This window comes from Proteus sp. NMG38-2, assembly GCF_020640995.1.
Lineage (GTDB): Bacteria > Pseudomonadota > Gammaproteobacteria > Enterobacterales > Enterobacteriaceae > Proteus.
Genome location: NZ_CP085481.1, coordinates 39,345 through 63,122 on the forward strand (window position 1 = coordinate 39,345; position 23,778 = coordinate 63,122).

Consider the following 23,778-nt stretch of genomic DNA (forward strand, 5'->3'; position numbering starts at 1 on the left):
GATTACTTACCTTGATTTAACCATTGCATATAAAGCTCTACGCCTTCAGCAACTGTTTTAAAAGGTGCGGAATAACCTGCTTTACGTAAATTTGTTAGATCAGCTTGAGTAAAGGCTTGGTAACGACCTTTCAATTTCTCAGGGAACTCAATATGTTCAATAGAGAGATCTTTATCTTTATGATGAGCAATAACGGCATCGGCAACAGCTTGGAATGATTCCGCACGGCCTGTACCGCAGTTAAAAATACCGGATACATTATTACGCCAGAACCATAAATTAACCGCAGCCACATCTCCAACATAAATAAAATCACGTTGGAAGGTTTCGCTACCTTCAAATAATTTTGGATTTTGGCCCGCATTTACTTGGTTATTTAAATGGAATGCAACACTTGCCATGCCACCTTTATGTCCTTCTCGAGGGCCATAAACATTAAAATAACGGAAGCCACAAATCATCGAATCTGCTTCAGGTAAAATCTGGCGTACATATTCATCAAATAAGAATTTTGAATAGCCGTAGACATTTAAAGGTGCTTCGTATTTTCTATCTTCGATAAAATTATCAGTGCGGCCACCATAAGTTGCAGCAGAAGAGGCATATAAGAAAGGAATTTGGCGTTCAAGACAAAAATGAAGTAGCTCTTTAGAATATTGATAGTTGTTATCCATCATATATTTGCCATCCCACTCAGTGGTAGAAGAGCAAGCACCTTCATGGAAAACAGCATCGATATCACCAAAATCATCACCAGCAACAACGCTCGCAATAAAATCTTCCTTATCCATATAATCAGTGATGTTTAGATCAACTAAATTAACGAATTTGGTGCCATCTTTGAGGTTATCAACAACCAAAATATCGGTATAACCTTCATCATTTAATGCTTTAACTATATTGCTGCCGATAAAACCTGCACCGCCCGTGACGATAATCATGTGGCTACCCCTTCATATAAAAATCTTAAAATTAGCTCTAGGTCTATAATAACACTGAACAGCGTTAACGGTAGTATTCATCACGGAACAACAGACTGAAATTCTCAAAAAATGCAGTGTGTATTAGTGATCTTAATTACATAAATAACATTATTTATTTACATTTGTCGTTTTTAATAGAACAAAGGAATAGAATAAGAAACAATATTGACTATATTATAGTCAAACTATTTATGTTTTCGCTTTTCAGCTTGCTGTCTTAGGAGAAAGTATGTCTACTCCCGCGTTTTATCAACAAATTAATCAACAACTCGAACAAACTCGTCAAGATGGCCTCTTTAAAAATGAGCGCATCATCACTTCTTCACAAAGCGCAGATATCGCAGTTGCTGACGGAAGCCATGTTATTAACTTCTGTGCTAATAACTATTTAGGTCTTGCTAATCATCCAAAATTAATTGAAGCCGCAAAAGCAGGTATGGATAGCCACGGATTTGGTATGGCATCTGTCCGTTTTATTTGTGGTACTCAAGATTCACATAAAACATTAGAAAATAAAATTGCTGAATTTTTGGGAATGGAAGACGCCATTTTGTATTCATCTTGCTTTGATGCCAATGGTGGATTATTTGAAACATTAATGGGCCCAGAAGATGCCATTATTTCTGATGCTTTAAACCACGCATCTATTATTGATGGTGTGCGTTTATGTAAAGCAAAACGTTATCGCTACGCCAATAACGATATGGCAGAACTACGTGTTCAACTTGAAAAAGCCAAAGCAGATAATGCCCGTCATATCATGATCGCCACTGATGGTGTGTTTTCAATGGATGGTGTTATTGCTGATCTAAAATCTATTTGTGATTTAGCTGATGAATTTGGTGCTCTCGTCATGGTTGATGATTCTCATGCCGTGGGTTTCGTAGGGGCACAAGGTCGGGGCACCCATGAATATTGCGATGTAATGGGCAGAGTTGACATTATCACGGGTACTTTAGGTAAAGCGCTAGGTGGTGCTTCTGGTGGTTATACCGCAGCACGTAAAGAAGTCGTTGAGTGGTTACGTCAACGCTCTCGCCCTTATTTATTCTCCAATTCATTAGCCCCTGCAATTGTTTCAGCCTCTATTGCTGTTTTAGATATGCTGAAATCAGGAGATGAAATACGTGCTCGTTTATGGCGCAACGCCTCTCTTTTCCGTGAAAAAATGAGTGCCGCTGGTTTTACATTGGCGGGTGCTGATCATGCCATTATTCCAGTGATGTTAAGTGAAGCTAAATTAGCGCAAGAGTTTGCAACACGCTTACTTGATGAAGGAATTTATGTCACAGGATTCTTCTATCCTGTTGTGCCTCAAGGGCAAGCGCGTATTCGTACACAAATGTCGGCAGCACACACTACTGAACAAATTGAACGGGCAGTGGCAGCATTTATTAAAATTGGTAAACAACTTAATGTGATTGCATAAGGCTCCCATATGAAAGCATTGTCAAAATTAAAAGCACAAGAAGGTATTTGGATGACCGATGTTCCAGTACCTGAAGTTGGTCATAACGATGTGATGATCAAAATTCGTAAAACAGCGATTTGTGGCACTGATGTTCATATTTATAACTGGGACGAGTGGTCACAAAAAACAATTCCTGTGCCGATGGTCGTCGGCCATGAATATATCGGTGAGATTGTTGCAATAGGACAAGAAGTTAAAGGCTTTAATATTGGTGATCGTGTCTCGGGTGAAGGGCATATCACTTGCGGGCATTGTCGTAATTGTCGTGGTGGTCGCACTCATTTATGTCGTAATACTATTGGTGTCGGTGTTAATCGCCCAGGTTGTTTTGCAGAATATCTAGTTATTCCTGCTTTTAATGCGTTTAAAATTCCAGACAACATTCCTGATGAGTTAGCCGCTATTTTTGACCCTTTTGGTAATGCTGTACATACCGCGTTATCTTTTGATTTAGTGGGTGAAGATGTACTGGTCTCTGGCGCTGGCCCCATTGGAATTATGGCCGCTGCAATTTGTAAACATGTTGGGGCTCGTCATGTGGTGATCACTGATGTTAATGAATATCGCCTTGATCTCGCGAAAAAAATGGGTGTTACCCGAGCCGTTAATGTTAGCAAAGAGAACCTGACTGATGTTATGAAAGAATTGGGTATGACCGAAGGGTTTGACGTAGGTTTAGAGATGTCTGGGGCACCTCCAGCGTTTCGTACCATGCTTAACACCATGAATCATGGCGGTCGCATTGCCCTTTTAGGTATTCCACCTTCCGATATGGCAATTGATTGGGGACAAGTTATCTTTAAGGGGCTGTTTATTAAAGGTATCTATGGTCGTGAAATGTTTGAAACGTGGTACAAGATGGCAGCACTTATTCAGTCTGGCCTTGATCTCTCTCCGATTATTACTCATCAATTTCCAATCGATGAATTCCAAAAAGGCTTTGATATCATGCGTTCAGGTCAATCAGGTAAAGTTATTTTAGATTGGCAGTAATGAGTGATCACTAAGCAAAAAAAGAGCCTTTTAAGGCTCTTTTTTATTGCATTATTTTTCAACTTCACCAATTCCATTAGGATCAGGTGTGTCAGGTAATTTCTTTTTTTCTGATGAGCTAAATCCACTGGATAACGTATTAATTAGCGTACTTTTTTTCATCGAAATAATCGCTTCTTGTGCTGGCTTTAGCCAAGACGCAGGTTTTGGCTCTTTGGGTTGTTCTGTTGGTGGCACAACTTTTGGCGGTTCTGGTTGTATCGGTTTTTCTATTTGTGGTTTTAATAGCGTACTTGGTGCCACAAGCTGAATATCAGCAGGTAATAAAGGCAACTGCTGTTGTAATGCTCTTACCGTCGAGGGATGAGGATGTCCGATAGCAATGGCGGAGCCATTTTTTCGAGCTAAAGCAATAGCGCGAGCAAGTTGTTGGCGAGTCTCAGCTTCTGTTTGTACGTTATCGAGAAAGACATGGCGACGCAAAGAAGGAACTCCTGCGGCTTTAGCAGCAATGGCAGCTTGTGTATTACCAATGGTTACGCTATCTAAAAAATAAAGGTTTGAGTGATTAAGCGCTTTAATAACTCTATCCATCGCTTGTCTATCTGATGTCATCGCACTGCCCATATGGTTATTCATACCGACAGCGTAAGGGACATTATTAATAGCATGTTGAATAATACGGTTAATTTCAGCCTGATCCATTGACGGTTTTAGTGTATCGCGCTCTAGAGGTTGTTTACTAATGGGTGCCATGGGCATATGGATAAGAATTTCACGCCCTTGTGCATGGGCTTTAGTCGCCACTTCTTTACCATGAGGAGAATCAGGCAAAATAGCGATAGAAACCGCAGTAGGAAGTTGTAAAACTTGGTTATCTTCTTTTTTACGATAACCAAAATCATCAATTACAATGGCTAATTTGGCTGCAAATGCAGGTGTACTTACAACCAGACTTAGCAACATTAAACTAAGTAAAAAAGCACTCTTGCGTTGTAATGTGCCAAGTAATTTCAAACCTACCTCCCAAGCCAAGGAACAGGGTTTACTGCTTTTCCTTGACGTCTAATTTCAAAATAGAGTGCTGAACGCTCTTGTCCACCACTGTTACCAACTAAAGCAATAGATTGGCCTGCTTTAACTTGTTGACCAACATTCACTAAAGCACTTTGGTTATAACCATAAAGGCTCATATCACCTTTACCGTGTTCAACCACGACAACTAAACCATAGCCTTGAAGCCAATCTGCTAATAATACACGACCATCAGCAATGGCTTTTACCTCGGTGCCTTGAGCTGCAGGTATAACAATCCCTTTCCAACGTAATTCACCAGAGCCAGAAATAGACTCACCAAAGCGGTGTAATAAAGAGCCCCTGATTGGCCAAATAGCTTGCCCCGCAGGTTTACCTAAACCACCAGTACGTGACATTAATGACTGCTCTTCAGCTGTCGGTTTATAGGTTGAACCGCGCTGTTGGGCTTCTCGTTGTTTGGCTGCAATACGTGCTGCTTCTCGGGCTTCACGCTCTGCTCGTGCTTTAGCTTCTCGCTCAGCTTGAGCAATTTTATTTCTTAATTGAGCTTCATTAGCTCGCATGGTGGCTAAGTTTTTCTGATCTGCTTTTAAAGTTGACTCAAGTTGTGTCAGCGTTTTTTGTCGAGCAGCTAAAGCATTATCGAGTTTTTGTTTTTCTTGCTGCTGTTTAGTGAGAACCTGCTTTTGCTCATTCTGTTTTGCTTGCTGCGCTGCTTTTTCTGCTTCAAGCTCTTTTGATGTTTGAGCAAGCTCTGCCATTGTTTCTTTGCGAGCATCATTAATATAGCTGTAATACGCTAAAATACGCTCTTCACGCTGGCCTTCTTCACCACGAAATAAGAGCTCAATACCTTGGTGCTTACCTTGACGATACGCAGCATCCATTTGACGCGCTAATAATTCTTGCTGTGACTGATACTGTTTTTGTAAGCGAGCAATATTTGCGGTAATGGTTTTTATCTCTTTACCTAATGTTTGTAAGCGGTTTTGGGTTTCATGCACAGAGCGACCCGCACTAGAAATTTGAGTTTCTTGTGTTTTTAATTGACCAAGAAGGGCTGTGCGTTGCTTTTGTTGCTCTTGAACCTGTTTTTCTTTTTCCGCAATCGTGGTTTGCAGATCTTTTAGCTGATTGCGGTTATCCGTTAATGTGTTAGCAAAAACAGGAGGGGCAGAAAAGAGCGAGGTACTAATAAGCAACGTGATTAACGGTAAAGAAAATACACGATAAGACGGATGTGTTTTTTTTTGAAGATCCATTTTCTTTGCCATCTGACCAACGTACCTTTCATAACAGTTTGTAAGATTATTTCATGCCACAAAACAACTGACCAGCTAACATGAAATAAAGCCGAAATTTCAGATAATACCTAACAGGTAATCTATTCAATTAATAAGAGATTATAAAGCAATAATAGAAGGAGAGAGGAAAAAAGAGGCAATCCGTGTGACAGCGCAATAAAATATCACGCTGTCCACGAGAGATATTATTCGACGATAGTACCCCAAAGGTCATATTCATCTGCATGTTCAATAAGAACACGAACGATTTGTCCTGGTTCAACATCAAACTGCTCATTAAGGTAAACCGCACCATCAATTTCAGGTGCATCAGCCATACTTCGACCAATAGCGCCTTCTTCATCGACTTCATCAATCATAACAAGTAGCACTTTACCAATTTTCTCTTGTAAGCGTTCAGTCGAAATTTGTTGTTGTAGTTTCATAAAACGGTGATAGCGTTCTTCTTTCACTTCTTCAGGTACTTGATCGGCTAATTCATTCGCTTTCGCGCCATCAACAGGGCTGTATTTAAAGCAACCAACACGATCTAAGCGTGCTTCGGTGAGGAAATCCAATAACATTTGGAAATCTTCTTCTGTTTCACCCGGAAAACCAACAATAAAAGTAGAACGTAAGGTTAATTCGGGGCAAATTTCACGCCAGCGTTTTACACGCTCTAAGGTGCGCTCAACAGAGCCTGGGCGTTTCATCAGTTTTAAAACTTTCGGGCTTGCGTGTTGTAATGGAATATCTAAATAAGGCAAAATTTTGCCTTCAGCCATTAAAGGAATAACATCATCAACATGTGGATACGGATAAACATAATGCAAACGAACCCAAATCCCTAATTTTGCAAGCTGTTCACATAGACTCACCATACTGGTTTTAACTGGCATTCCATCCCAAAATCCTGTTTGATGCTTAGTATCAACACCATAAGCAGACGTATCTTGTGAGATAACCAGTAATTCTTTTACCCCTGCGTTGACTAATCTTTTGGCTTCATTTAATACTTCACCAATTGGACGACTGTCTAAATCACCACGCATTGATGGGATGATGCAGAATGTACAACGATGATTACAACCTTCAGAAATTTTCAAATAGGCGTAATGACGAGGTGTTAACTTGACACCTTGTTCGGGTACAAGGCTGATAAAAGGGTTGTGATCAGGTTTTGGTACATAGTGATGAATATGTGATAAAACTTGTTCGTAACTATGAGGTCCTGTGATTTCAAGTACCTTTGGGTGCACTTCACGAATTTGATTCTCTTTTGCACCTAAACAACCAGTAACAATGACTTTACCGTTTTCATCGAGTGCTTCACCAATTGCTTCTAGTGATTCTTGTACTGCGCTGTCAATAAACCCACAGGTGTTGACGATGACTAAATCAGCATCATTATAGGTAGGAACAACTTGATAACCTTCTGTACGCAGTTCGGTTAGGATACGTTCAGAGTCCACTAAATTTTTAGGACAACCTAACGAAACGAATCCAATTTTAGGCACTTGATTTGTTTGCGACATGCTCGTGTTCTCAATACTTTTAAATAAATAACAGATTGTTGTTTCTCAGACAGGTGTGAATTTTACGCAAAGGGTGATTTCTACGTAAATAGCCATTATAAGGGATGCTGATTTATTAATAGCTTGCCTGAAGAGGGATCTTGTAGAGTAAAAAGGGGTGACCTTTTTAATTCATCATTTTTCATAAATCCGATGCTAATGGTACATAAATCCGTCAATAAAAAAAATGATTGTTGAGAAACTTTCCGCAAAAACTGAAAGAGAAACGCAGGAATAGGCTGTAATTGCGCCATGACAAAGGTATACTTTGGCTCTTTGATACTATTTTTAACTAACGAGAGTGATTGCATCCTATGCTGCAAGAAGTAATGCAATTTTTCAACCGGCACACCCTGTTAAGTTTTGTTTGGGTTGCGCTGCTGGTGGCGGTCATTGTATTGACCTTTAAAGGGCTTTTTTCTAAGACGAAAAATATTTCCCGTACAGAAGCGATTTCTTTGATAAATAAAGAGAATGCGGTATGTGTTGATATCCGTAGCCGTGATGAATTCCGTAAAGGACACATCATTGATTCTATCAATTTAACGCCTTCTGAAATCAAAAATAATAATATTGCTGAGCTGGAGAAATATAAATCACAGCCAGTTATTGTTGTATCACCGTCAGGCATTGAAGGTGCAAAACCTGCTGAAAGCCTAATTAAACTCGGTTTTGAAAAAGTCTTTATCTTAAAAGATGGTCTTTCAGGCTGGAGTGGTGAAAATTTACCACTGGCTAAGGGTAAAAAATAACGAGCGAGCAGATTGAGTTCTATACTTACTGCTATTCAATTAATAAGGATATAAAAAGGTAAGATTATTATGTCAGAACAGCAAAACCAAGAGATGACTTTTCAAATTCAGCGTATCTATACAAAAGATATCTCTTTTGAAGCACCTAATGCTCCACAAGTTTTCCAAAAAGAGTGGCAACCAGAAGTTAAATTAGATTTAGATACATCTTCTAATACTTTAGCTGAAAACGTGTATGAAGTTATTTTGCGTGTCACTGTAACTGCAACTATGGATAACGAAACTGCATTCCTGTGCGAAGTGCAACAAGCAGGTATCTTCACTGTTGAAGGTATTGAAGGCACTCAATTAGCACATTGCTTAGGTGCATATTGCCCTAATGTTCTGTTCCCTTATGCTCGTGAATGTATCACTAACTTAGTCAGCCGTGGTACTTTCCCACAACTGAACTTAGCACCAGTTAACTTTGATGCGTTGTTTATGAACTATTTACAACAGCAACAAACTGATGCCGCTAATGAAGGGGCTGAAGAAGCTTAATGAACGCTTCTATGACAGTTATCGGTGCCGGTTCATACGGCACCGCTTTAGCGATTACCTTAGCGCGCAATGGTCATGATGTTGTACTTTGGGGTCATGATCCTGAGCATGTTGCTGCATTAGAGCAAGCACGCTGTAATCAGGCATTTCTGCCCGATGTTTCCTTTCCTGATAGTTTATACATGGAAGCTTCTTTGCAAAAAGCCATTGAAGCCAGCCGTAATATTCTTGTTGTGATCCCAAGCCATGTTTTTGGTGATGTATTACAACAGATCAAACCCTTTTTACGTCAGGATGCACGTGTTGTTTGGGCGACAAAAGGACTTGAGGCTCATACTGGTCGCTTGTTGCAAGATGTAGCGCGTGAAGTATTAGGTAATGAAATCCCGCTAGCAGTTTTATCAGGCCCTACTTTTGCCAAAGAGCTTGCAGCAGGTCTGCCTACTGCGATTTCAGTTGCATCAACGGACAATACCTTCTCTGAAGAGTTACAGCAGTTGTTCCATTGTGGCAAAAGTTTCCGTGTGTATAAAAACCCTGACTTTATCGGTGTGCAATTAGGTGGCGCGGTAAAAAACGTGATTGCTATTGGCGCAGGTATGTCTGATGGTATGGGGTTTGGTGCGAATGCACGTACAGCACTAATCACTCGTGGCCTTGCTGAAATGAGCCGTCTAGGTAAAGCATTAGGTGCAGATGCTGCAACGTTTATGGGAATGGCAGGATTGGGCGATTTAGTTTTAACCTGTACCGATAACCAATCTCGTAATCGTCGATTTGGTATGATGCTAGGTCAAGGTTTTGATGTTGATACTGCCCAAGAAAAAATCGGGCAAGTCGTTGAAGGTTATCGCAATACCAAAGAAGTTCGCGCATTAGCAGAACAAGTCGGTGTTGAAATGCCTATTACAGAGCAGATCTACCAAATTTTATATCAGCATAAAGACGCGAAAGAAGCCGCATTATCTTTATTAGGCCGAGCCACTAAAGATGAGATAGACAGCAATCTTTTCTAAGTCTATTTTAGATAGTTATTTATTTCTGTTTTAAACATAAAAAGCCTAAGTCTTTACTTAGGCTTCAATGTAAAAAGAATGAGAGTGAGTATGTCGCTAGAAGAGCTAAAAAGAGTCTGGGATCATATTAAAAATGAAGCAAGATGTTTGGCAGATTGTGAGCCAATTTTGGCGAGTTTCTTCCATGCGACATTACTCAAACATGAAAACTTAGGTAGCGCCTTAAGTTATATGTTGGCGAATAAGCTGGCAACCCAGACGATGCCTGCGATCGCTGTTCGTGAGATTGTTGAAGAAGCATATCGTAGCGATAATTCTATGATTGAATCAGCGGCTTATGATATTTCAGCCGTTCGTTTACGCGACCCTGCAGTTGATAAATACTCTACGCCACTACTTTATTTAAAAGGGTTTCATGCGCTACAGGCTTATCGTATAGCCCATTGGTTATGGAACCAAGATCGTAAAGCGCTTGCCGTTTATCTGCAAAATCAAATCTCTGTGACTTTTGGTGTCGATATTCACCCTGCTGCACGTATTGGTCACGGTATTATGCTTGATCACGCAACGGGCATTGTCATTGGTGAAACGGCTATCGTAGAGAACGATGTTTCTATTTTACAATCTGTGACTTTAGGTGGAACAGGTAAAACTTGTGGTGATCGTCATCCTAAAGTACGTGAAGGTGTGATGATTGGTGCAGGTGCTAAAATACTCGGTAATATTGAGATTGGTCGCGGTGCCAAAATCGGCGCAGGATCAGTCGTTTTACATGAAGTTCCTGCACACACTACAGTTGCTGGTGTTCCTGCCCGTATTGTTGGTAAGCCAACGAGTGACAAGCCTTCACTCGATATGGATCAACACTTTAATGGTGTGGTACCGGGATTTGAATGTGGTGATGGCATTTAATGGCATTAACTGAAGTTACGCTCTCTGAACTTAAGGCTTGTTTACATGCTGAGTATATTGGTGATAACAAGCCTTTTAGTTGGATAAGACTATTTCATCGCGTCTTTTTCTGTCAACGTTCACGTTATCTATTTTGGTGGCGTGTCGCCCAATTCTTTTATTTTTCTAAAAATCGTTTTCTTAAAAAATTAGGTATTCGTATTGGTGCTAAAAACAATCGTAAATATTGCAACGATATCTCATTAAGAACGCGCATAGGTAAAGGCCTTTCATTACCTCATCCCATTGGGATCGTACTGACTAATTACTGTCAGTTAGGTGAGAATGTGACGTTAATGCAAGGTGTCACCATTGGAGTAAAAGAGAAGGATGGCAAAGCAGATATTCGAGTTGGCAACCATGTTTATATTGGTTGTAACTCATCGATTATTGGTGGTGAGATAGAGATTGGTGATAATGCAGTGATTGGTGCTCACGCATTGGTATTAAAGGATGTGGGGGAAGGGTGTCTTTATTACTGTCAAATAACACCTATTCTTAATAAGTGATGATTTACTAAAATATGAATATTGCATGAAGAAAAATTCGATTAATTTAAAATTAATTTTTATCTCTTTAATAAAAATTTTACTACCACTGGTTTTTTTGTTTATTGCCATCAAAATGATGTATAGAGGTATCGGTTTTCAAGCTAAAAATTTAGATATATTAAGCCTTGCTTTATTTATTATTACGCTCAGTTTATATAGAAAACTATTTATTATAGTTGGTGGAATGTTAATATTCTGCTATACAATATATACACCTATTGGTTTATCTTTCGGTGATCCTTCATATCAATACGTTGTTTCTTTTTTATCTACAAACTTAATTGAATCTAATGAATTTTTATCATTAATTCCATCAAGAAATTGGATTTATGCATTATCTATACCAGTTTGTATTCTTTTGTTTTATAAATTAAATAATAAAAGTAATATTAAGTTTTATAAAAATAAATTATTTATTATTACTACAGTTATTATTTTGGTAATTAATCAGTCTCCTTTTCTATTATTTAAAAAACTCTATATAGCCATAAAAGAAGTGAAATATGAACTTACTCAGTTAGAAACATTGCTTCCTAAAAGTAATTGGCAAGATGTAACACTTAATTATAATAAATCTAAATATGATGATTATGTGCTTATTATTGGGGAAAGTGCAAGAAAAGATTATTTACATGAGTATGGTTATCCAATAGATAATACACCATTTATTAGTCAATCACGGGCAACTATTATTGATGGGTTAACGTCTGCAGGAACAAATACGGTTGCTTCTTTGCGTCTTATGTTAACTGAAAATAATAGAAGTGATTGGACGCCAAATTATAATCTCAATTTAATTGATTTAATTAATCAAGCAGGAATATCTACATATTGGATATCGAATCAAGGATATGTTAGCAAATATGATTCACCTGTTACTGCTATTGCTAAAAAAAGCTATGCTATATCATTTCTTAATAGTGGAAGTTTTGAATCATCTAATCGAAGTGATTTTGAATTATTAGCAAAATTTAAAAATTTCTTAACTGATAATAGTATGAATAAAAAAAGATTTTTTGTTATTCATATAATGGGCTCTCATCCTGATGTATGTCAACGGATCACTGATGTCGCATTAATCACTAAGATAGAAGATAAGAACTACGATTATTTAAATTGCTATGTTACATCGATTTATAAAACTGATAGAATGATTGAAGAGGTTTATAAAATACTCGATCAGCAAATGAAAACTAATGGACGTACTTTTTCGCTTATTTATTTCAGTGATCATGGTCTATCACATGATTTTTCAGTAGATAAAATAAAACTAAATTTAAGTTATACAAGTAAATATCATTATGATATTCCTCTTATTAAATTATCAAGCGATGATAAAGAAAAGGTGAAATTACATTCATTTAAATCAGGGTTAAATTTCACCAATGGTATTGCCAATTGGATAGGTATTGATAGTAAACAACTAGATATTCATTACGATCTTTTTGATGGTATTAATGATAATAATGATTATGGACTTTTTAATAAAATAAAATTAATTAATAATCATCCTGATCCAGCTATAGATATTAATGGTAAATAGAAATTATCTTAGATAAAAAAAGACCCTACAGTATTGTTATTATTACTGTAGGGTCTTTTAGCTATTGGGACGGAACAAAGATTAAAAAATAATTAGTCTCTTAACAATGCACCAGGATAACCAAGTTGACGCCATGCTTCAAAAACCACAACGGCAACGGTATTTGACAGGTTCATACTACGGCTATCAGCAAGCATTGGAACTCTGATTTTCTGCTGTGTTGGCATATTGTCTAACACATAAGGCGGTAAACCACGGGTTTCAGGCCCAAAAAGGAGATAATCTCCATCTTGATAACTCACATTACTATGTGCTGGTGTGCCTTTTGTCGTTAACGCAAATACACGTGCGCCAGTTGGCGATTGTGCATTATCAGGGTTTAAACCTTCACTTTCTAAAAAAGCATAGTAATCGTGGTGCTGTTTAATATCAGCAAATTCACGATAATCAAGCCCTGCACGACGCAGACGTTTATCATCCCAAGTAAAGCCCAATGGTTGGATCAAATGAAGATGAAAGCCTGTATTAGCACACAGGCGAATAATATTACCCGTATTCGGTGGAATTTCGGGTTCAAATAAGACGATATTGAGCATATGAAATCGGTTTAGTCGTTACCAAAGAGATCTCGAGTATAAACTTTTTCTTCAACGTCGTTTAGTACAGATGACATTCTATTGGTAATAATGACATCAGACATAGCTTTAAACTCATTTAAATCACGAACTAATTTTGAGTTAAAGAAGGTTTCTTCTTTCATTTCTGGCTCATAAATCACAACTTCGATACCTTTGGCCTTAATACGTTTCATAATGCCTTGGATAGAAGAAGAGCGGAAATTATCAGAACCAGACTTCATAATTAAACGATAAACACCTACGATTTTTGGTGATTTAGCGATAATTGAGTCGGCAATAAAATCTTTACGAGTGCGGTTAGCTTCAACGATGGCACTAATAATATTATTAGGAACAGAGTCGTAGTTTGCTAACAGTTGTTTGGTATCTTTTGGTAAACAGTAACCACCATAACCAAACGATGGATTATTATAATGGTTGCCGATACGAGGATCTAAGCAAACACCTTCAATGATTTGTTTTGAGTTCAAACCGTAAGATTCAGCATAGCTATCAAGTTCATTAAAGTAAGCAACACGCAGTGCTAAATAAGTATTAGCAAATAATTTTATAGCTTCTGCTTCTGTTGAGTCAGTGAACAGAACATCAATATCTTTCTTTAATGCACCTTGTTGTAAAAGGTCTGCAAACTTTTGTGCTCTTTCTGATTGCTCGCCAATGACAATACGAGAAGGGTATAAGTTATCGTAAAGTGCACGACCTTCACGTAAGAATTCAGGTGAGAAAATAATATTATCCGTATTATATTTCTCTCTCATTTCTTTTGTAAAACCAACAGGAATGGTTGATTTAATAATCATTGTCGTATTTGGATTATATTCTAAAACATCACAGATAACAGACTCTACTGATGAGGTGTTAAAATAGTTTGTTTTAGGATCGTAATCGGTAGGTGTAGCAATGATAACGAAATCGGCATCTTTATAAGCGAATTCTTTATCTAATGTAGCCGTAAAGTCGAGCTCTTTGGTCGCTAAAAACTCTTCAATTTCTTTATCTGTAATTGGAGAGATTTTTTTGTTCAGTAATTCAACTTTTTCTTTATTGATATCTAACGCAACGACTTTGTTGTTTTGGGAAAGAAGTATTCCGTTAGATAGACCGACATAGCCGGTACCAGAGATTGTGATTTTCATAAATAGACCTTTAAGATTAACCTAATTTTATAGGTGTATTATAGATAGTAAATTGATCTATTAAATTAAGAATTTTTTAGCATAATTGGGATCAAAAGGCCCCTCTTTTACTTCTAACATTAATGCTTTTTGAGAAATACATTTAAGAGCATGTATTTCATTTGGATCTAAGTTTACAATCGAAATATTAGTATTTTCTCCAGCTAAGAAATTTTCTTTTATTTCTCCTGAATGGTTATATAGTGTAATTTCAATTTGTCCTTCCAAAATAATAAACATTTCCCATTGATGAGGTAGCTCGTGATAATGAGGTTCAACATAGCTACCTTTCACTAAAGCAATAAGTAAGCGTTGTACTTTGTCTTCATGGGATTTATGTAATAATAAATGAGAACGTAACCTTTCCGATTTTTTTGCTTCTTTATATAAATTCTCTAACGATGAATTATCAATATATCTCATTTTAAAGATCTCAACCTATCTATTAGTGTTGATGCAATAGAAGTAACTGAAAACTCTTTACACAACAGATTATAGGCATCATTTCCACATTTTTTTCGTAGTTCTATATCAAGATGGAGCTTTTTAGCTGATTCAAATAAATTATCGTCTTCACCATTTATATGAATAAAACCTGCATTTTCTTTATTTACTAGTTCCTGCAAGTCATTTCCTATATTAACACTACCTAATATAGGGATATTATTAGCCATATATCCGAGTAATTTACCTGGGAAATTATGTGCGGAGTGATGAGAAGCTAATGAAAATAAACCGATGTCAATTTCTTTAAGGATTAATTTAAATTTATTTTGATCAACTGAAGGTAGATAGCTGAAATTATTTAAATTCCATTTATTAGCTAAAGTTTTGATTAATTCAACTTCATCGCCTTGTCCAACAAAAAGAAAATGAGCATCAGGGTATATATTCATTTTCTTTACTAGACGCATCAAATTACCCATGTCTTGGGCATGGCCAATGTTTCCACCATAAAAGAAAATAGTCTTATTTTGTAAATTTAAAGACTTACGTATTGAAATATATCCATTAGCCACAATGGTTGATTGACAAGTATTAGCCCAATTTCTCAAAATTTCACATTTAAAGTCTTTATTATTTTTATGTTGGTAAAAATAATCTAGATTTTTTTTAGACATTAAGCCAATTATAGATGCTTGTTTATAAGAATATTGTTCAAAAAAACGGAAGTAGCGTTCGATTAGAGAGCCAGACTTCAGCATACCAGCATCAATAATCCATTGAGGAAATAAATCTCTTAATATTAAATAAGAAGGGCATTGGCATTTTTCTTTAAGTTTATTAACTAATCCCCCCCAAAATATAGAAGGAGAATAGTAAACTATACCATCAAATGAATCTTTATTGATTAAATGTTTAATGGCTTTCCAAGCATTATAAGAAAGTAGTGTTTCATTAATAGCTCTAGGTATTTTTTTTATATCTTTAATTGGACCATTTTTAAAACGCCAGATATTAATACCATCTAAATTATCAATTACTAAAGGAGAGGATTGGTTTTTATCTGGGGTAATTAGGGTAATGTTATGACCATGGGACTGTAATTCTAGTGCTAACTCATGAAACATTTTTGCCCCAACACGAGTGCTATGGGGTAAATAGTCATCAATGATGAGGGCTAATTTCATTAGTATTCTTTCCAAACAACTCTTTTCACATAGTCAGTATAAGAATGAATTATTCTTACAACTTTGTCTGAAACATTAGGCATACTGTAATCAGCTACTTGGCGCAATAAACGTTCATTACCCTTTGGTTGTGAGGCGAGTATATTTAATGCTTGAAGCACTCGATCACATTCTAAACCAACCATCATCACTGATGCTTCTTCAAAACCTTCTGGCCTTTCGTGAGCTTCCCTGATATTAAGAGCTGGGAAGTTCATAATTGATGATTCTTCTGTAATAGTTCCACTGTCAGACAGAACTGCTTTTGCATGTTTTTGCAGATGATTATAATCGTGAAAACCTAATGGTTTTAATAATTGAATATTATCATGGAAAGTAATTCCATGGTCATCAATTCTTTTTCTGGTTCTTGGATGTGTTGATACAATAACTGGTAAATTATATTTTTCAGCAACAGTATTTAAAATGTTGACTAATTTCATTAAATGCTTAGGTGAGTCAACATTTTCTTCTCGGTGAGCACTTACAACAAAAAATGCTCCAGACTCTAAACCTAATCGAGATAACACCTTAGAGTTATCAATTTCTTCCATATAATGAGAAAGCACTTCAAACATAGGACTACCTGTTTTTATAACACGGTCTGCGGGTATCCCTTCTGAAAGAAGATATTGGCGTGCAATATCGCTATAGGTTAAGTTGATATCAGCAGTGTGATCAACAATGCGTCTATTGGTTTCTTCTGGTACTCGTTGATCAAAGCAACGATTACCTGCTTCCATGTGAAAAATAGGTATTTTACGTCTTTTTGCAGGTATGGCTGAAATACAAGAGTTTGTATCACCTAAAATAAGTACAGCTTCTGGCATGACTTTTTCTAATACTTGATCAACTTTTATAATCACATTACCAATCGTTTCTGCAGCATTAGCACCAGCTGCATTTAAGAAATAATCGGGTTTTCTAACACCTAAATCTGTAAAAAAAACTTCATTTAGTTCGTAGTCATAATTTTGACCAGTATGAACAATAATATGTTCACAAAATTGATCTAATTTTATTAAAACCCTAGACAGACGAATAATTTCTGGACGAGTACCAACAACGGATACAACTTTTAATTTTTTCATTACAACGGTCTCGCTATTGTATCTGGAAGTTCTTTATTAAAGATTTCATTTGCCCATAACATAACAATTAATTCACTGTCGGCAATATTTGTAATGTCATGAGACCATCCTGGAACTGTTTCTACGATTTTATAATCATGATCTGAAACAATTAACTCGCATTTTTCACCTGTAATAATATTCTCAAATTTAAATAAAGCTTTTCCTTTAATAATTAAGAACTTTTCTGTTTTAGTGTGGTGATAATGTCCCCCGCGAGTAATGCCAGGATGTGCGGTAAAGAAAGAAAATTGGCCACTATTTTTTGTTTTAAGCATTTCACAGAACACCCCCCTTTGATCCCCATAATGAGGAACGGAATAAGTAAATTGCTGAGGTGAAAGATAGCTTAACCAAGTAGAATATAGTGCTCGAGCAAAACCATTACCTACGTCTTCTGTAACTAATGTATTGCGACTATTTTTAAAGGTATAGAGTAAATCAGCGACTTCACCGACGGTAGTTTCATAAATAGGTGAAATATTTTGAAAGCCTATCTTATTATTGCCATTTAATAGAGAGATTAACTCATTACATAGGTCGCCAATATAAATCAGTGAAACTTTGGCTGTTGAAGAGTTTACGGTTATATCAATATCATTTGTGATATTATGGCAAAAGGTTGCAATAAACGAGTTATAATTTGGTTTACACCATTTACCAAAAACATTCGGCAATCTATAAATATAATAGTTTGCATTAGTTTTTAACCCATACATTTCTATATGGCGTTCCGCTAATTTTTTACTTTCACCATATTTGTTATCATTACTTGCTTGAATTGATGAACTCAGCATTATTGGTGTTTTCTTATTGTTTTTAATAAGAAAATGAGTAATTTCTTCAGTTAAAGATACGTTACCTTCATGAAACTCTGATTCATTTTGAGGTCTATTTACTCCAGCTAAATGGAAGATAAAGTTTGCATTTATTAGACCTAGTTTTAAATCATGTTTAGAACTATTGCGGTTTATTTTTATTAGTTCAAAATTATTTTCTTCTAATCGGAGACATAAATTTTTGCCAATAAAACCATCAGCACCAGTGACCAGGATCTTCATATGAACATAGCCTTAAATTAAATTTTATTGGTATGTAAATTTTGTATTAAAGGTAATTTTAATAATAGCTTTTTCATTCCATCTCCATCTAATCTAGTTGTATTATGTGAATTGTAGTCCTCAATTTCAGAAATACGTGAATCGCCTTGTTCTACATATTTGTCGTAATTAAGATCACGCAAGTCAGGTGGAATACGGTAATAATCACCCATATCAATAGCTGCTAACATTTCTTCTCTACTTAAAAGAGCTTCGTAAAGTTTCTCACCATGGCGTGTGCCAATAATATTTATTGGATGCTCTGGTACATTTAACAATTCTTTTAATGCTATTGCTAATGTTTCAATTGTTGCTGCAGGTGCTTTTTGAACAAAAATATCACCATTATTTCCGTTTTGGAATGCATATAATACAAGGTCAACAGCATCTTCTAATGTCATCATAAAACGTGTCATATTAGGATCTGTAATTGTAATTGCTTTTCCTTCACCTATTAAATCAACAAATAAAGGAATAACTGAACCTCGAGAAGCCATTACATTGCCATAGCGTGTTCCACAAATAACTGTTTTATTGCTATCTAAATTACGAGATTTAGCAACCATGACTTTTTCCATCATTGCTTTGGATATGCCCATTGCGTTGATCGGATATACCGCTTTATCTGTGCTTAAACAAACGACCCGCTTTACACAATTAGCAATTGCTGCTTCTAAAACATTTTCTGTGCCTAAAATATTTGTTTTAACGGCTTGAATTGGATGAAATTCACATGAAGGTACTTGTTTAAGTGCTGCTGCATGAAAAATAAAATCAACACCACGAGTTGCATTTAAAATACTCGAATAATCACGAACATCACCAATATAGAATTTTAATTTGTGATTATTATATTTTTTTCGCATATCATCTTGTTTTTTTTCATCGCGAGAAAATATACGAATTTCTTTTATATCTGTTTTTAAAAAACGATTTAAGACAGCATTTCCAAAAGAACCGGTACCGCCAGTGATTAATAGTGTTTTTTGATTAAACATAATATTACTCTTCAAATTATTTTTAATAATGAGATTAAAATATCATCATTACCTTCATGTTGAATATATGTATGAGGATTTTTGAGTTTACTTTTTGACGTTAGATTTTTTACAGCATCAACCCATTCATCTATAGAATCGGGAGTACAAATTATTTTATTTGGATATTCTTTTAAAATTTCGTTAGAAAATGGATGATTTCCTGTAATTATATATGATCCAAAATAAGTTGCTTCGGCTAGAGGAAGACCATAGGTTTCGATGTAACTAGTAAATATAAGAGATTTACACGTTTCATAATAATGAATCACTTCATCCTTAGATAAACTACCTAGAAAAAATATAATTTTATCCAAGTTTGATTTTTTCACTAAATGATATAGTTCAGGAAAATCTGTATTACTAATAGTTAGATATAATCTAAAATTATTTTTTTCTAGATATTCTTTTCCTAGTTTTAGAAATATATTTATTAAGAATTTATGATTTTTATATGTGAATGGTTGTGCTGGATAAAATAACCAATTAACTTCATCGTTAAAAATTTTAACCTCTATTTTAGGTAGGTTTATTTTGGGTTTAATAATATGGATTGAATTTATATCAAAATGTAATCTTTTTGCTAGTGATTCTTTAACCCACATTGTTTGTACAATGAATTTATATGCAAATTTTTTATTCATTTTAATGAATAAAAAATAGAAATGCTTGTATAAAAATAGTTTTAGCTCATCTATTTTAAATGGTGAAAATTTATAGTTAATTAATGGAAGAGGTTGATGGTAATAAATAAACTGTCTTAACTCTTTAAAATTTATTGGAATATTTTGTAAGTTTAAACAAAACGAATAGTCACCTTCATTAATGATTTTTTTATAATAAAAATTATCATAAATTATTCTAGTAATCCAACTTTGAGTATTAACAGGAATATATTTAAATTTTTTGTCTATAGGTAATTTTTCAATGATTATTGGATCTACAATAATCGTATAATTATATTCTGTCTCCAAGGCTTCATTTAATATGTTTTTTAATATAGTAAGTGCGCCACCTACTCGAGCTGCTGATGCAATAATTAAAATATTTGGCATATGTTTTCTTAAATAGTGGAAGTGTTATTTCAAAAGATTAATCCAGTAAGGCATAATGCGGTCAATACAATAATCATCAGATAAAATCTTTGAATTATAAGAAAGTTCGCTTAGTTTTGCTCTATTGTTAATTAAATATCTAATAGAGTTTGAATAATTTTCAATGGATCTTTCTTTTATTAAATAACCATTTATATCATTTTTTATAATATCACTAGGTCCACAATCACAATCAAAAGATACTATTGGAAGACCAAAATATAATGACTCAATAAGTACCATTGGTAGACCTTCATAGTATGAAGTCATAACGAAACAATCAGAGTCTTCATACTTATGACTGATATCTTTAATTGGTTTATGAATTTTTATATTTTTAGATAGACCTAGGTAGTTAATTCTTTCCATTAATAAATTATATAAAGATCCATCACCATAAATATTTAATTCCCAGCTAGAAGATATATCTTTTAATTTATAAAATATCTCAATTAAATCAAATAATCCTTTCTGATAATCCAATCTTCCAACATTTATAAATTTTAATTTGCCATCATTTTTTGAAAGACCTCTTTTGCATTCATTTTTGTTTTTAAATGAACATGGATTTGAAATTACTTCTATATTTTTAACTCCTGCAGCAGCCCATAAATCCTTATCTTTTTTTGTTAGGACAACAAAAATATCACTATATTTAGAAATTATGGAGTTTAAAAACATTTTTATTAAAGCTTTTTTTTGTGAAAGAATACCACTATTTTTTGATTCAATAATTCTAATTGGTGTTGTATAAGAAAAATGCCATTCAAGAATTTTCTTTATATGACTATCTTTGATTAATGGTAGTAAAAATCTGTCTTTCCCTCCTAGAGAAATAAAATAATTAGGATTACTTTTTTTTATAAAGGAGAGCATCTTAAAGTAAGTTAAAATGATATTTCCGCTATTAATATTAACTATTTTTACATTTTTATTTAAAGCGAAAAATATTTTTTCGTTATTTGTATAAGTTAATATAGTAATATCATAATCTTTTTTTTCTAATAGATAATTTATTTTTAAAGTAAGGACTCTCTCCATTCCGCCTGAATTATGTAATGAAGGTATGCAGTATATTATTTTCATTGGATATAGAACTCAGCATTTTAAATCTATGATTATATAGTTCCAAATATGGAAGTATAAGGTATGATTTCATTTTCACCATTAAGCAAAGATGACTCAAATCTTAATATTACTGTTAATAAAAAAATAAGGAATAAAAGCATATTTAAAAAATTATATTTTGCTACTCTTGCTAGTTCGGTAAATATAATAGCAGAGAAAATATATAATACATATTCAAGTCGCGAAAAAATCTGTATTTGTAATATTAAAAACTTCATACATATGATGAGAACAGATATATTAATTAATACATTCTTACTTATATGATTTCTAAAAATATAATTTCCTAATAGAGAAATAACAAAATATGGAAATAGTTGCAAAATTATTCCTAAGCCACTTCCTACCTCTGTTTTATTCATAAACTGTTCAGATAAATAGTAAGCATATTTAGTTCCATTTAAAAATTCCGGCCTAAGAATAAAATTAGCTAAAATGGATGACAACACTATACTACTACTTATAATGATAATTCTTAGAATTAATGAAATTCGTATTTTATATATAAGTGGTATGATTAAAGAAAATAGAGCACTTATATGAAATAATGATGCAATAATGGTTAAAATTAAAAATTTTTTCTTATGATTAAAATAAAAAAATTGGTGTAATGCAAAACAAGAAATTGACAAGCTAATTGCTTGGCGAATAATATTAAATGATGGGGAATATAAATGGAGTATAACAAAAAAGAAGAACCATATCGAAGTTCTTTTATCAATAAGTTTTATTATAGGTAAACAAAACAAAAAAGATGTAAAGATAATAATATATTCGAAACCAAGACCAAGCTTGGAAAATATAAAATTTATCATATAATATAAAAATTCTAAGTTTATTATATCTTCGCCATTTTGTATTTTTTGATATATTAATTCATAATTTATATAATCTGTACCTATATTAAATCTTAAAGCCGATGGAGTAAACAAGAGTAAAAATACAGAAAATTTAAATATAATTGAACAATATTTATGATTAACTCTTAATGATATAAAAGAAAGTAATAAACTAAATGACAAAATGAAATTATAAAATAGAATAGATGTAATCATTTATTATACCTAGGTATTATGTTTTCCTTCATGTATTTTTTCATTTTCATTGCAAAATATATAAAAAAAAGAAAATTTCTAAAACGATATATTATCCTTTGTTTCTTATTTATATTTTTTTCTTTTTTCCATGAACTAATAATCATTTTTTTTGCTAAATTAAAATGACCATTAAAAATTAACTGATATGAGGAATTTATTTCTTGTATTGCCTTTGCTTTACGAATGATTATTATATCAATAATTTTTTTATTTTCATCATATAAGTTATCAATATAAAACATCATATCATTTGTAAATTTAATTATTTTTTTAGATGTCTGTTTTTTTTGTGATGATGACCATGATCCTACAGAATTAATTCTATACACAGTTGTAAATTCTGGTATATAAATAGCGCCATTATTTAGTGACGCTAATATTTGAAGAAAATAATCACCCACAGGAGCTTTAGAACACCACTCAGGAATATTGTTAAATACAACATTCCTGATCATAATAGAAGCTGTTGGCATAAAATCTCCACCACCTTCAATGACATCATTAAGTGTAAAGGTCTTTATTTCTGATGCATAATATGATACATCAGAAAAGATATTGGTATGTAGACCCTTGGCCGGAGTAAAGCAAATATTATAATTTTTTTTATCTTCTAATACTTTTATTTGTTTTTGGATTTTATATTCATCAATCCAATAGTCATCACCTTCACATAAACAAATATATTCACCCTGCGAAATTTTTACTGGAATCTCAAAGATTCTCTTTCCTTGAGAGTATTGATTTTTTTTTTGTAATATTAGTTTAATGATATCTGGATAATTTGACTTATACTTTAGAAGAATATCGCGTGTTGAATCAGATGAACAATCATCATGTATAATTACTTCAAATCTATATTCTGTTTTTTGAGAAAGGAAACTATCAATGGTATCCTTGATATATCGTTCTTGATTGTAAGTTATACAAATACAACTAATATATATCTTGTCAGTATATTTCCAATAGCTTTTAATATCATTTTCATTATCTGGAGGAGTCAATTTTTCCATTATC

At 34.1% G+C, this 23,778-nt stretch carries 23 protein-coding genes; 8 read left to right on the plus strand and 15 right to left on the minus strand.

Annotated features, from left to right (window positions below; all coding sequences use genetic code 11):
- Nucleotides 1-2 precede the first annotated feature (2 nt).
- On the minus strand, nucleotides 3-941 hold the full coding sequence (rfaD, locus tag LG402_RS00195) for an ADP-glyceromanno-heptose 6-epimerase (RefSeq protein ID WP_109409868.1): 939 nt from the start codon (nucleotides 939-941) through the stop codon (nucleotides 3-5).
- A gap of 271 nt (nucleotides 942-1,212) precedes the next feature.
- On the opposite strand from rfaD, the gene LG402_RS00200 reads away from it, so the two are divergent.
- Both LG402_RS00200 and tdh read left to right on the plus strand, forming a co-directional pair.
- A complete protein-coding gene (locus LG402_RS00200) occupies nucleotides 1,213-2,412 on the plus strand; it encodes a glycine C-acetyltransferase (RefSeq protein ID WP_227336251.1) in 1,200 nt (399 codons plus the stop codon).
- 9 nt (nucleotides 2,413-2,421) lie between these two features.
- Nucleotides 2,422-3,447 (plus strand): L-threonine 3-dehydrogenase, encoded by a 1,026-nt coding sequence (tdh, locus tag LG402_RS00205; protein ID WP_227336252.1) that lies wholly within the window; start codon nucleotides 2,422-2,424, stop codon nucleotides 3,445-3,447.
- A gap of 51 nt (nucleotides 3,448-3,498) precedes the next feature.
- Here tdh and LG402_RS00210 read toward each other — a convergent pair whose 3' ends face one another.
- The 3 genes from LG402_RS00210 to rimO form a co-directional block, all read right to left on the minus strand.
- The gene (locus LG402_RS00210; RefSeq protein WP_227336987.1) at nucleotides 3,499-4,413 is read right to left on the minus strand and encodes a divergent polysaccharide deacetylase family protein; all 915 of its coding nucleotides are present in this window, start codon (nucleotides 4,411-4,413) and stop codon (nucleotides 3,499-3,501) included.
- Between the two features lie 53 nt (nucleotides 4,414-4,466).
- Nucleotides 4,467-5,759, minus strand: coding sequence for a murein hydrolase activator EnvC (gene envC / locus LG402_RS00215; protein ID WP_227336253.1), 1,293 nt, complete (start codon nucleotides 5,757-5,759; stop codon nucleotides 4,467-4,469).
- A 215-nt stretch (nucleotides 5,760-5,974) separates the two neighbouring features.
- The gene (rimO, locus tag LG402_RS00220; RefSeq protein ID WP_072070442.1) at nucleotides 5,975-7,303 is read right to left on the minus strand and encodes a 30S ribosomal protein S12 methylthiotransferase RimO; all 1,329 of its coding nucleotides are present in this window, start codon (nucleotides 7,301-7,303) and stop codon (nucleotides 5,975-5,977) included.
- A 353-nt stretch (nucleotides 7,304-7,656) separates the two neighbouring features.
- On the opposite strand from rimO, the gene LG402_RS00225 reads away from it, so the two are divergent.
- The 6 genes from LG402_RS00225 (at nucleotide 7,657) to LG402_RS00250 (ending at nucleotide 12,695) form a co-directional block, all read left to right on the plus strand.
- On the plus strand, nucleotides 7,657-8,094 hold the full coding sequence (locus LG402_RS00225; protein ID WP_023583406.1) for a rhodanese-like domain-containing protein: 438 nt from the start codon (nucleotides 7,657-7,659) through the stop codon (nucleotides 8,092-8,094).
- Between the two features lie 69 nt (nucleotides 8,095-8,163).
- Nucleotides 8,164-8,634 carry a protein-export chaperone SecB gene (gene secB / locus LG402_RS00230; RefSeq protein ID WP_006534205.1) on the plus strand — a complete coding sequence of 157 codons (471 nt, stop codon included), beginning with the start codon at nucleotides 8,164-8,166 and terminating at the stop codon, nucleotides 8,632-8,634.
- Nucleotides 8,634-9,650 (plus strand): NAD(P)H-dependent glycerol-3-phosphate dehydrogenase, encoded by a 1,017-nt coding sequence (gpsA, locus tag LG402_RS00235; protein WP_088494106.1) that lies wholly within the window; start codon nucleotides 8,634-8,636, stop codon nucleotides 9,648-9,650. Before secB ends, gpsA begins: the two co-directional genes overlap by 1 nt.
- 90 nt (nucleotides 9,651-9,740) lie before the next feature.
- Nucleotides 9,741-10,562 carry a serine O-acetyltransferase gene (gene cysE / locus LG402_RS00240; protein WP_072064676.1) on the plus strand — a complete coding sequence of 274 codons (822 nt, stop codon included), beginning with the start codon at nucleotides 9,741-9,743 and terminating at the stop codon, nucleotides 10,560-10,562.
- Nucleotides 10,562-11,110, plus strand: a complete 549-nt coding sequence (locus LG402_RS00245; RefSeq protein WP_227336254.1) for a serine acetyltransferase — start codon at nucleotides 10,562-10,564, stop codon at nucleotides 11,108-11,110. Before cysE ends, LG402_RS00245 begins: the two co-directional genes overlap by 1 nt.
- A 25-nt stretch (nucleotides 11,111-11,135) precedes the next feature.
- The gene (locus LG402_RS00250; RefSeq protein WP_227336255.1) at nucleotides 11,136-12,695 is read left to right on the plus strand and encodes a phosphoethanolamine transferase; all 1,560 of its coding nucleotides are present in this window, start codon (nucleotides 11,136-11,138) and stop codon (nucleotides 12,693-12,695) included.
- 92 nt (nucleotides 12,696-12,787) lie between these two features.
- On the opposite strand, the gene trmL is transcribed toward LG402_RS00250, so the two are convergent.
- The 11 genes from trmL to LG402_RS00305 are packed head-to-tail and all read right to left on the minus strand — an operon-like array spanning nucleotide 12,788 to nucleotide 23,774.
- Nucleotides 12,788-13,291 carry a tRNA (uridine(34)/cytosine(34)/5-carboxymethylaminomethyluridine(34)-2'-O)-methyltransferase TrmL gene (gene trmL / locus LG402_RS00255; protein WP_036933349.1) on the minus strand — a complete coding sequence of 168 codons (504 nt, stop codon included), beginning with the start codon at nucleotides 13,289-13,291 and terminating at the stop codon, nucleotides 12,788-12,790.
- An 11-nt stretch (nucleotides 13,292-13,302) separates the two neighbouring features.
- Entirely contained in the window at nucleotides 13,303-14,469 is a 1,167-nt protein-coding gene (locus tag LG402_RS00260) for a nucleotide sugar dehydrogenase (RefSeq protein ID WP_227336256.1), read from the minus strand.
- 60 nt (nucleotides 14,470-14,529) lie between these two features.
- Complete coding sequence (locus LG402_RS00265; RefSeq protein ID WP_159363675.1) at nucleotides 14,530-14,931, minus strand: WbuC family cupin fold metalloprotein; 402 nt, start codon at nucleotides 14,929-14,931, stop codon at nucleotides 14,530-14,532.
- Nucleotides 14,928-16,139: a glycosyltransferase family 4 protein gene (locus tag LG402_RS00270; RefSeq protein ID WP_227336257.1), complete on the minus strand. Its 1,212-nt coding sequence runs from the start codon at nucleotides 16,137-16,139 to the stop codon at nucleotides 14,928-14,930. The genes LG402_RS00265 and LG402_RS00270 overlap by 4 nt, the downstream gene beginning before the upstream one ends.
- Entirely contained in the window at nucleotides 16,139-17,269 is a 1,131-nt protein-coding gene (gene wecB, locus LG402_RS00275) for a non-hydrolyzing UDP-N-acetylglucosamine 2-epimerase (protein WP_227336258.1), read from the minus strand. Before wecB ends, LG402_RS00270 begins: the two co-directional genes overlap by 1 nt.
- Nucleotides 17,269-18,369, minus strand: coding sequence for a UDP-2-acetamido-2,6-beta-L-arabino-hexul-4-ose reductase (gene wbjC / locus LG402_RS00280; RefSeq protein ID WP_227336259.1), 1,101 nt, complete (start codon nucleotides 18,367-18,369; stop codon nucleotides 17,269-17,271). Before wbjC ends, wecB begins: the two co-directional genes overlap by 1 nt.
- A 17-nt stretch (nucleotides 18,370-18,386) precedes the next feature.
- Nucleotides 18,387-19,406 (minus strand): polysaccharide biosynthesis protein, encoded by a 1,020-nt coding sequence (locus LG402_RS00285; RefSeq protein ID WP_227336260.1) that lies wholly within the window; start codon nucleotides 19,404-19,406, stop codon nucleotides 18,387-18,389.
- Nucleotides 19,407-19,417: 11 nt separating this feature from the next.
- Nucleotides 19,418-20,500 (minus strand): glycosyltransferase, encoded by a 1,083-nt coding sequence (locus LG402_RS00290; protein ID WP_227336261.1) that lies wholly within the window; start codon nucleotides 20,498-20,500, stop codon nucleotides 19,418-19,420.
- Between the two features lie 24 nt (nucleotides 20,501-20,524).
- A complete protein-coding gene (locus LG402_RS00295; protein WP_227336262.1) occupies nucleotides 20,525-21,625 on the minus strand; it encodes a glycosyltransferase in 1,101 nt (366 codons plus the stop codon).
- Nucleotides 21,626-21,657: 32 nt separating this feature from the next.
- Complete coding sequence (locus LG402_RS00300) at nucleotides 21,658-22,722, minus strand: EpsG family protein (RefSeq protein WP_227336263.1); 1,065 nt, start codon at nucleotides 22,720-22,722, stop codon at nucleotides 21,658-21,660.
- Nucleotides 22,719-23,774, minus strand: coding sequence for a glycosyltransferase (locus tag LG402_RS00305; protein WP_227336264.1), 1,056 nt, complete (start codon nucleotides 23,772-23,774; stop codon nucleotides 22,719-22,721). Before LG402_RS00305 ends, LG402_RS00300 begins: the two co-directional genes overlap by 4 nt.
- Between the last annotated feature and the right edge of the window lie 4 nt (nucleotides 23,775-23,778).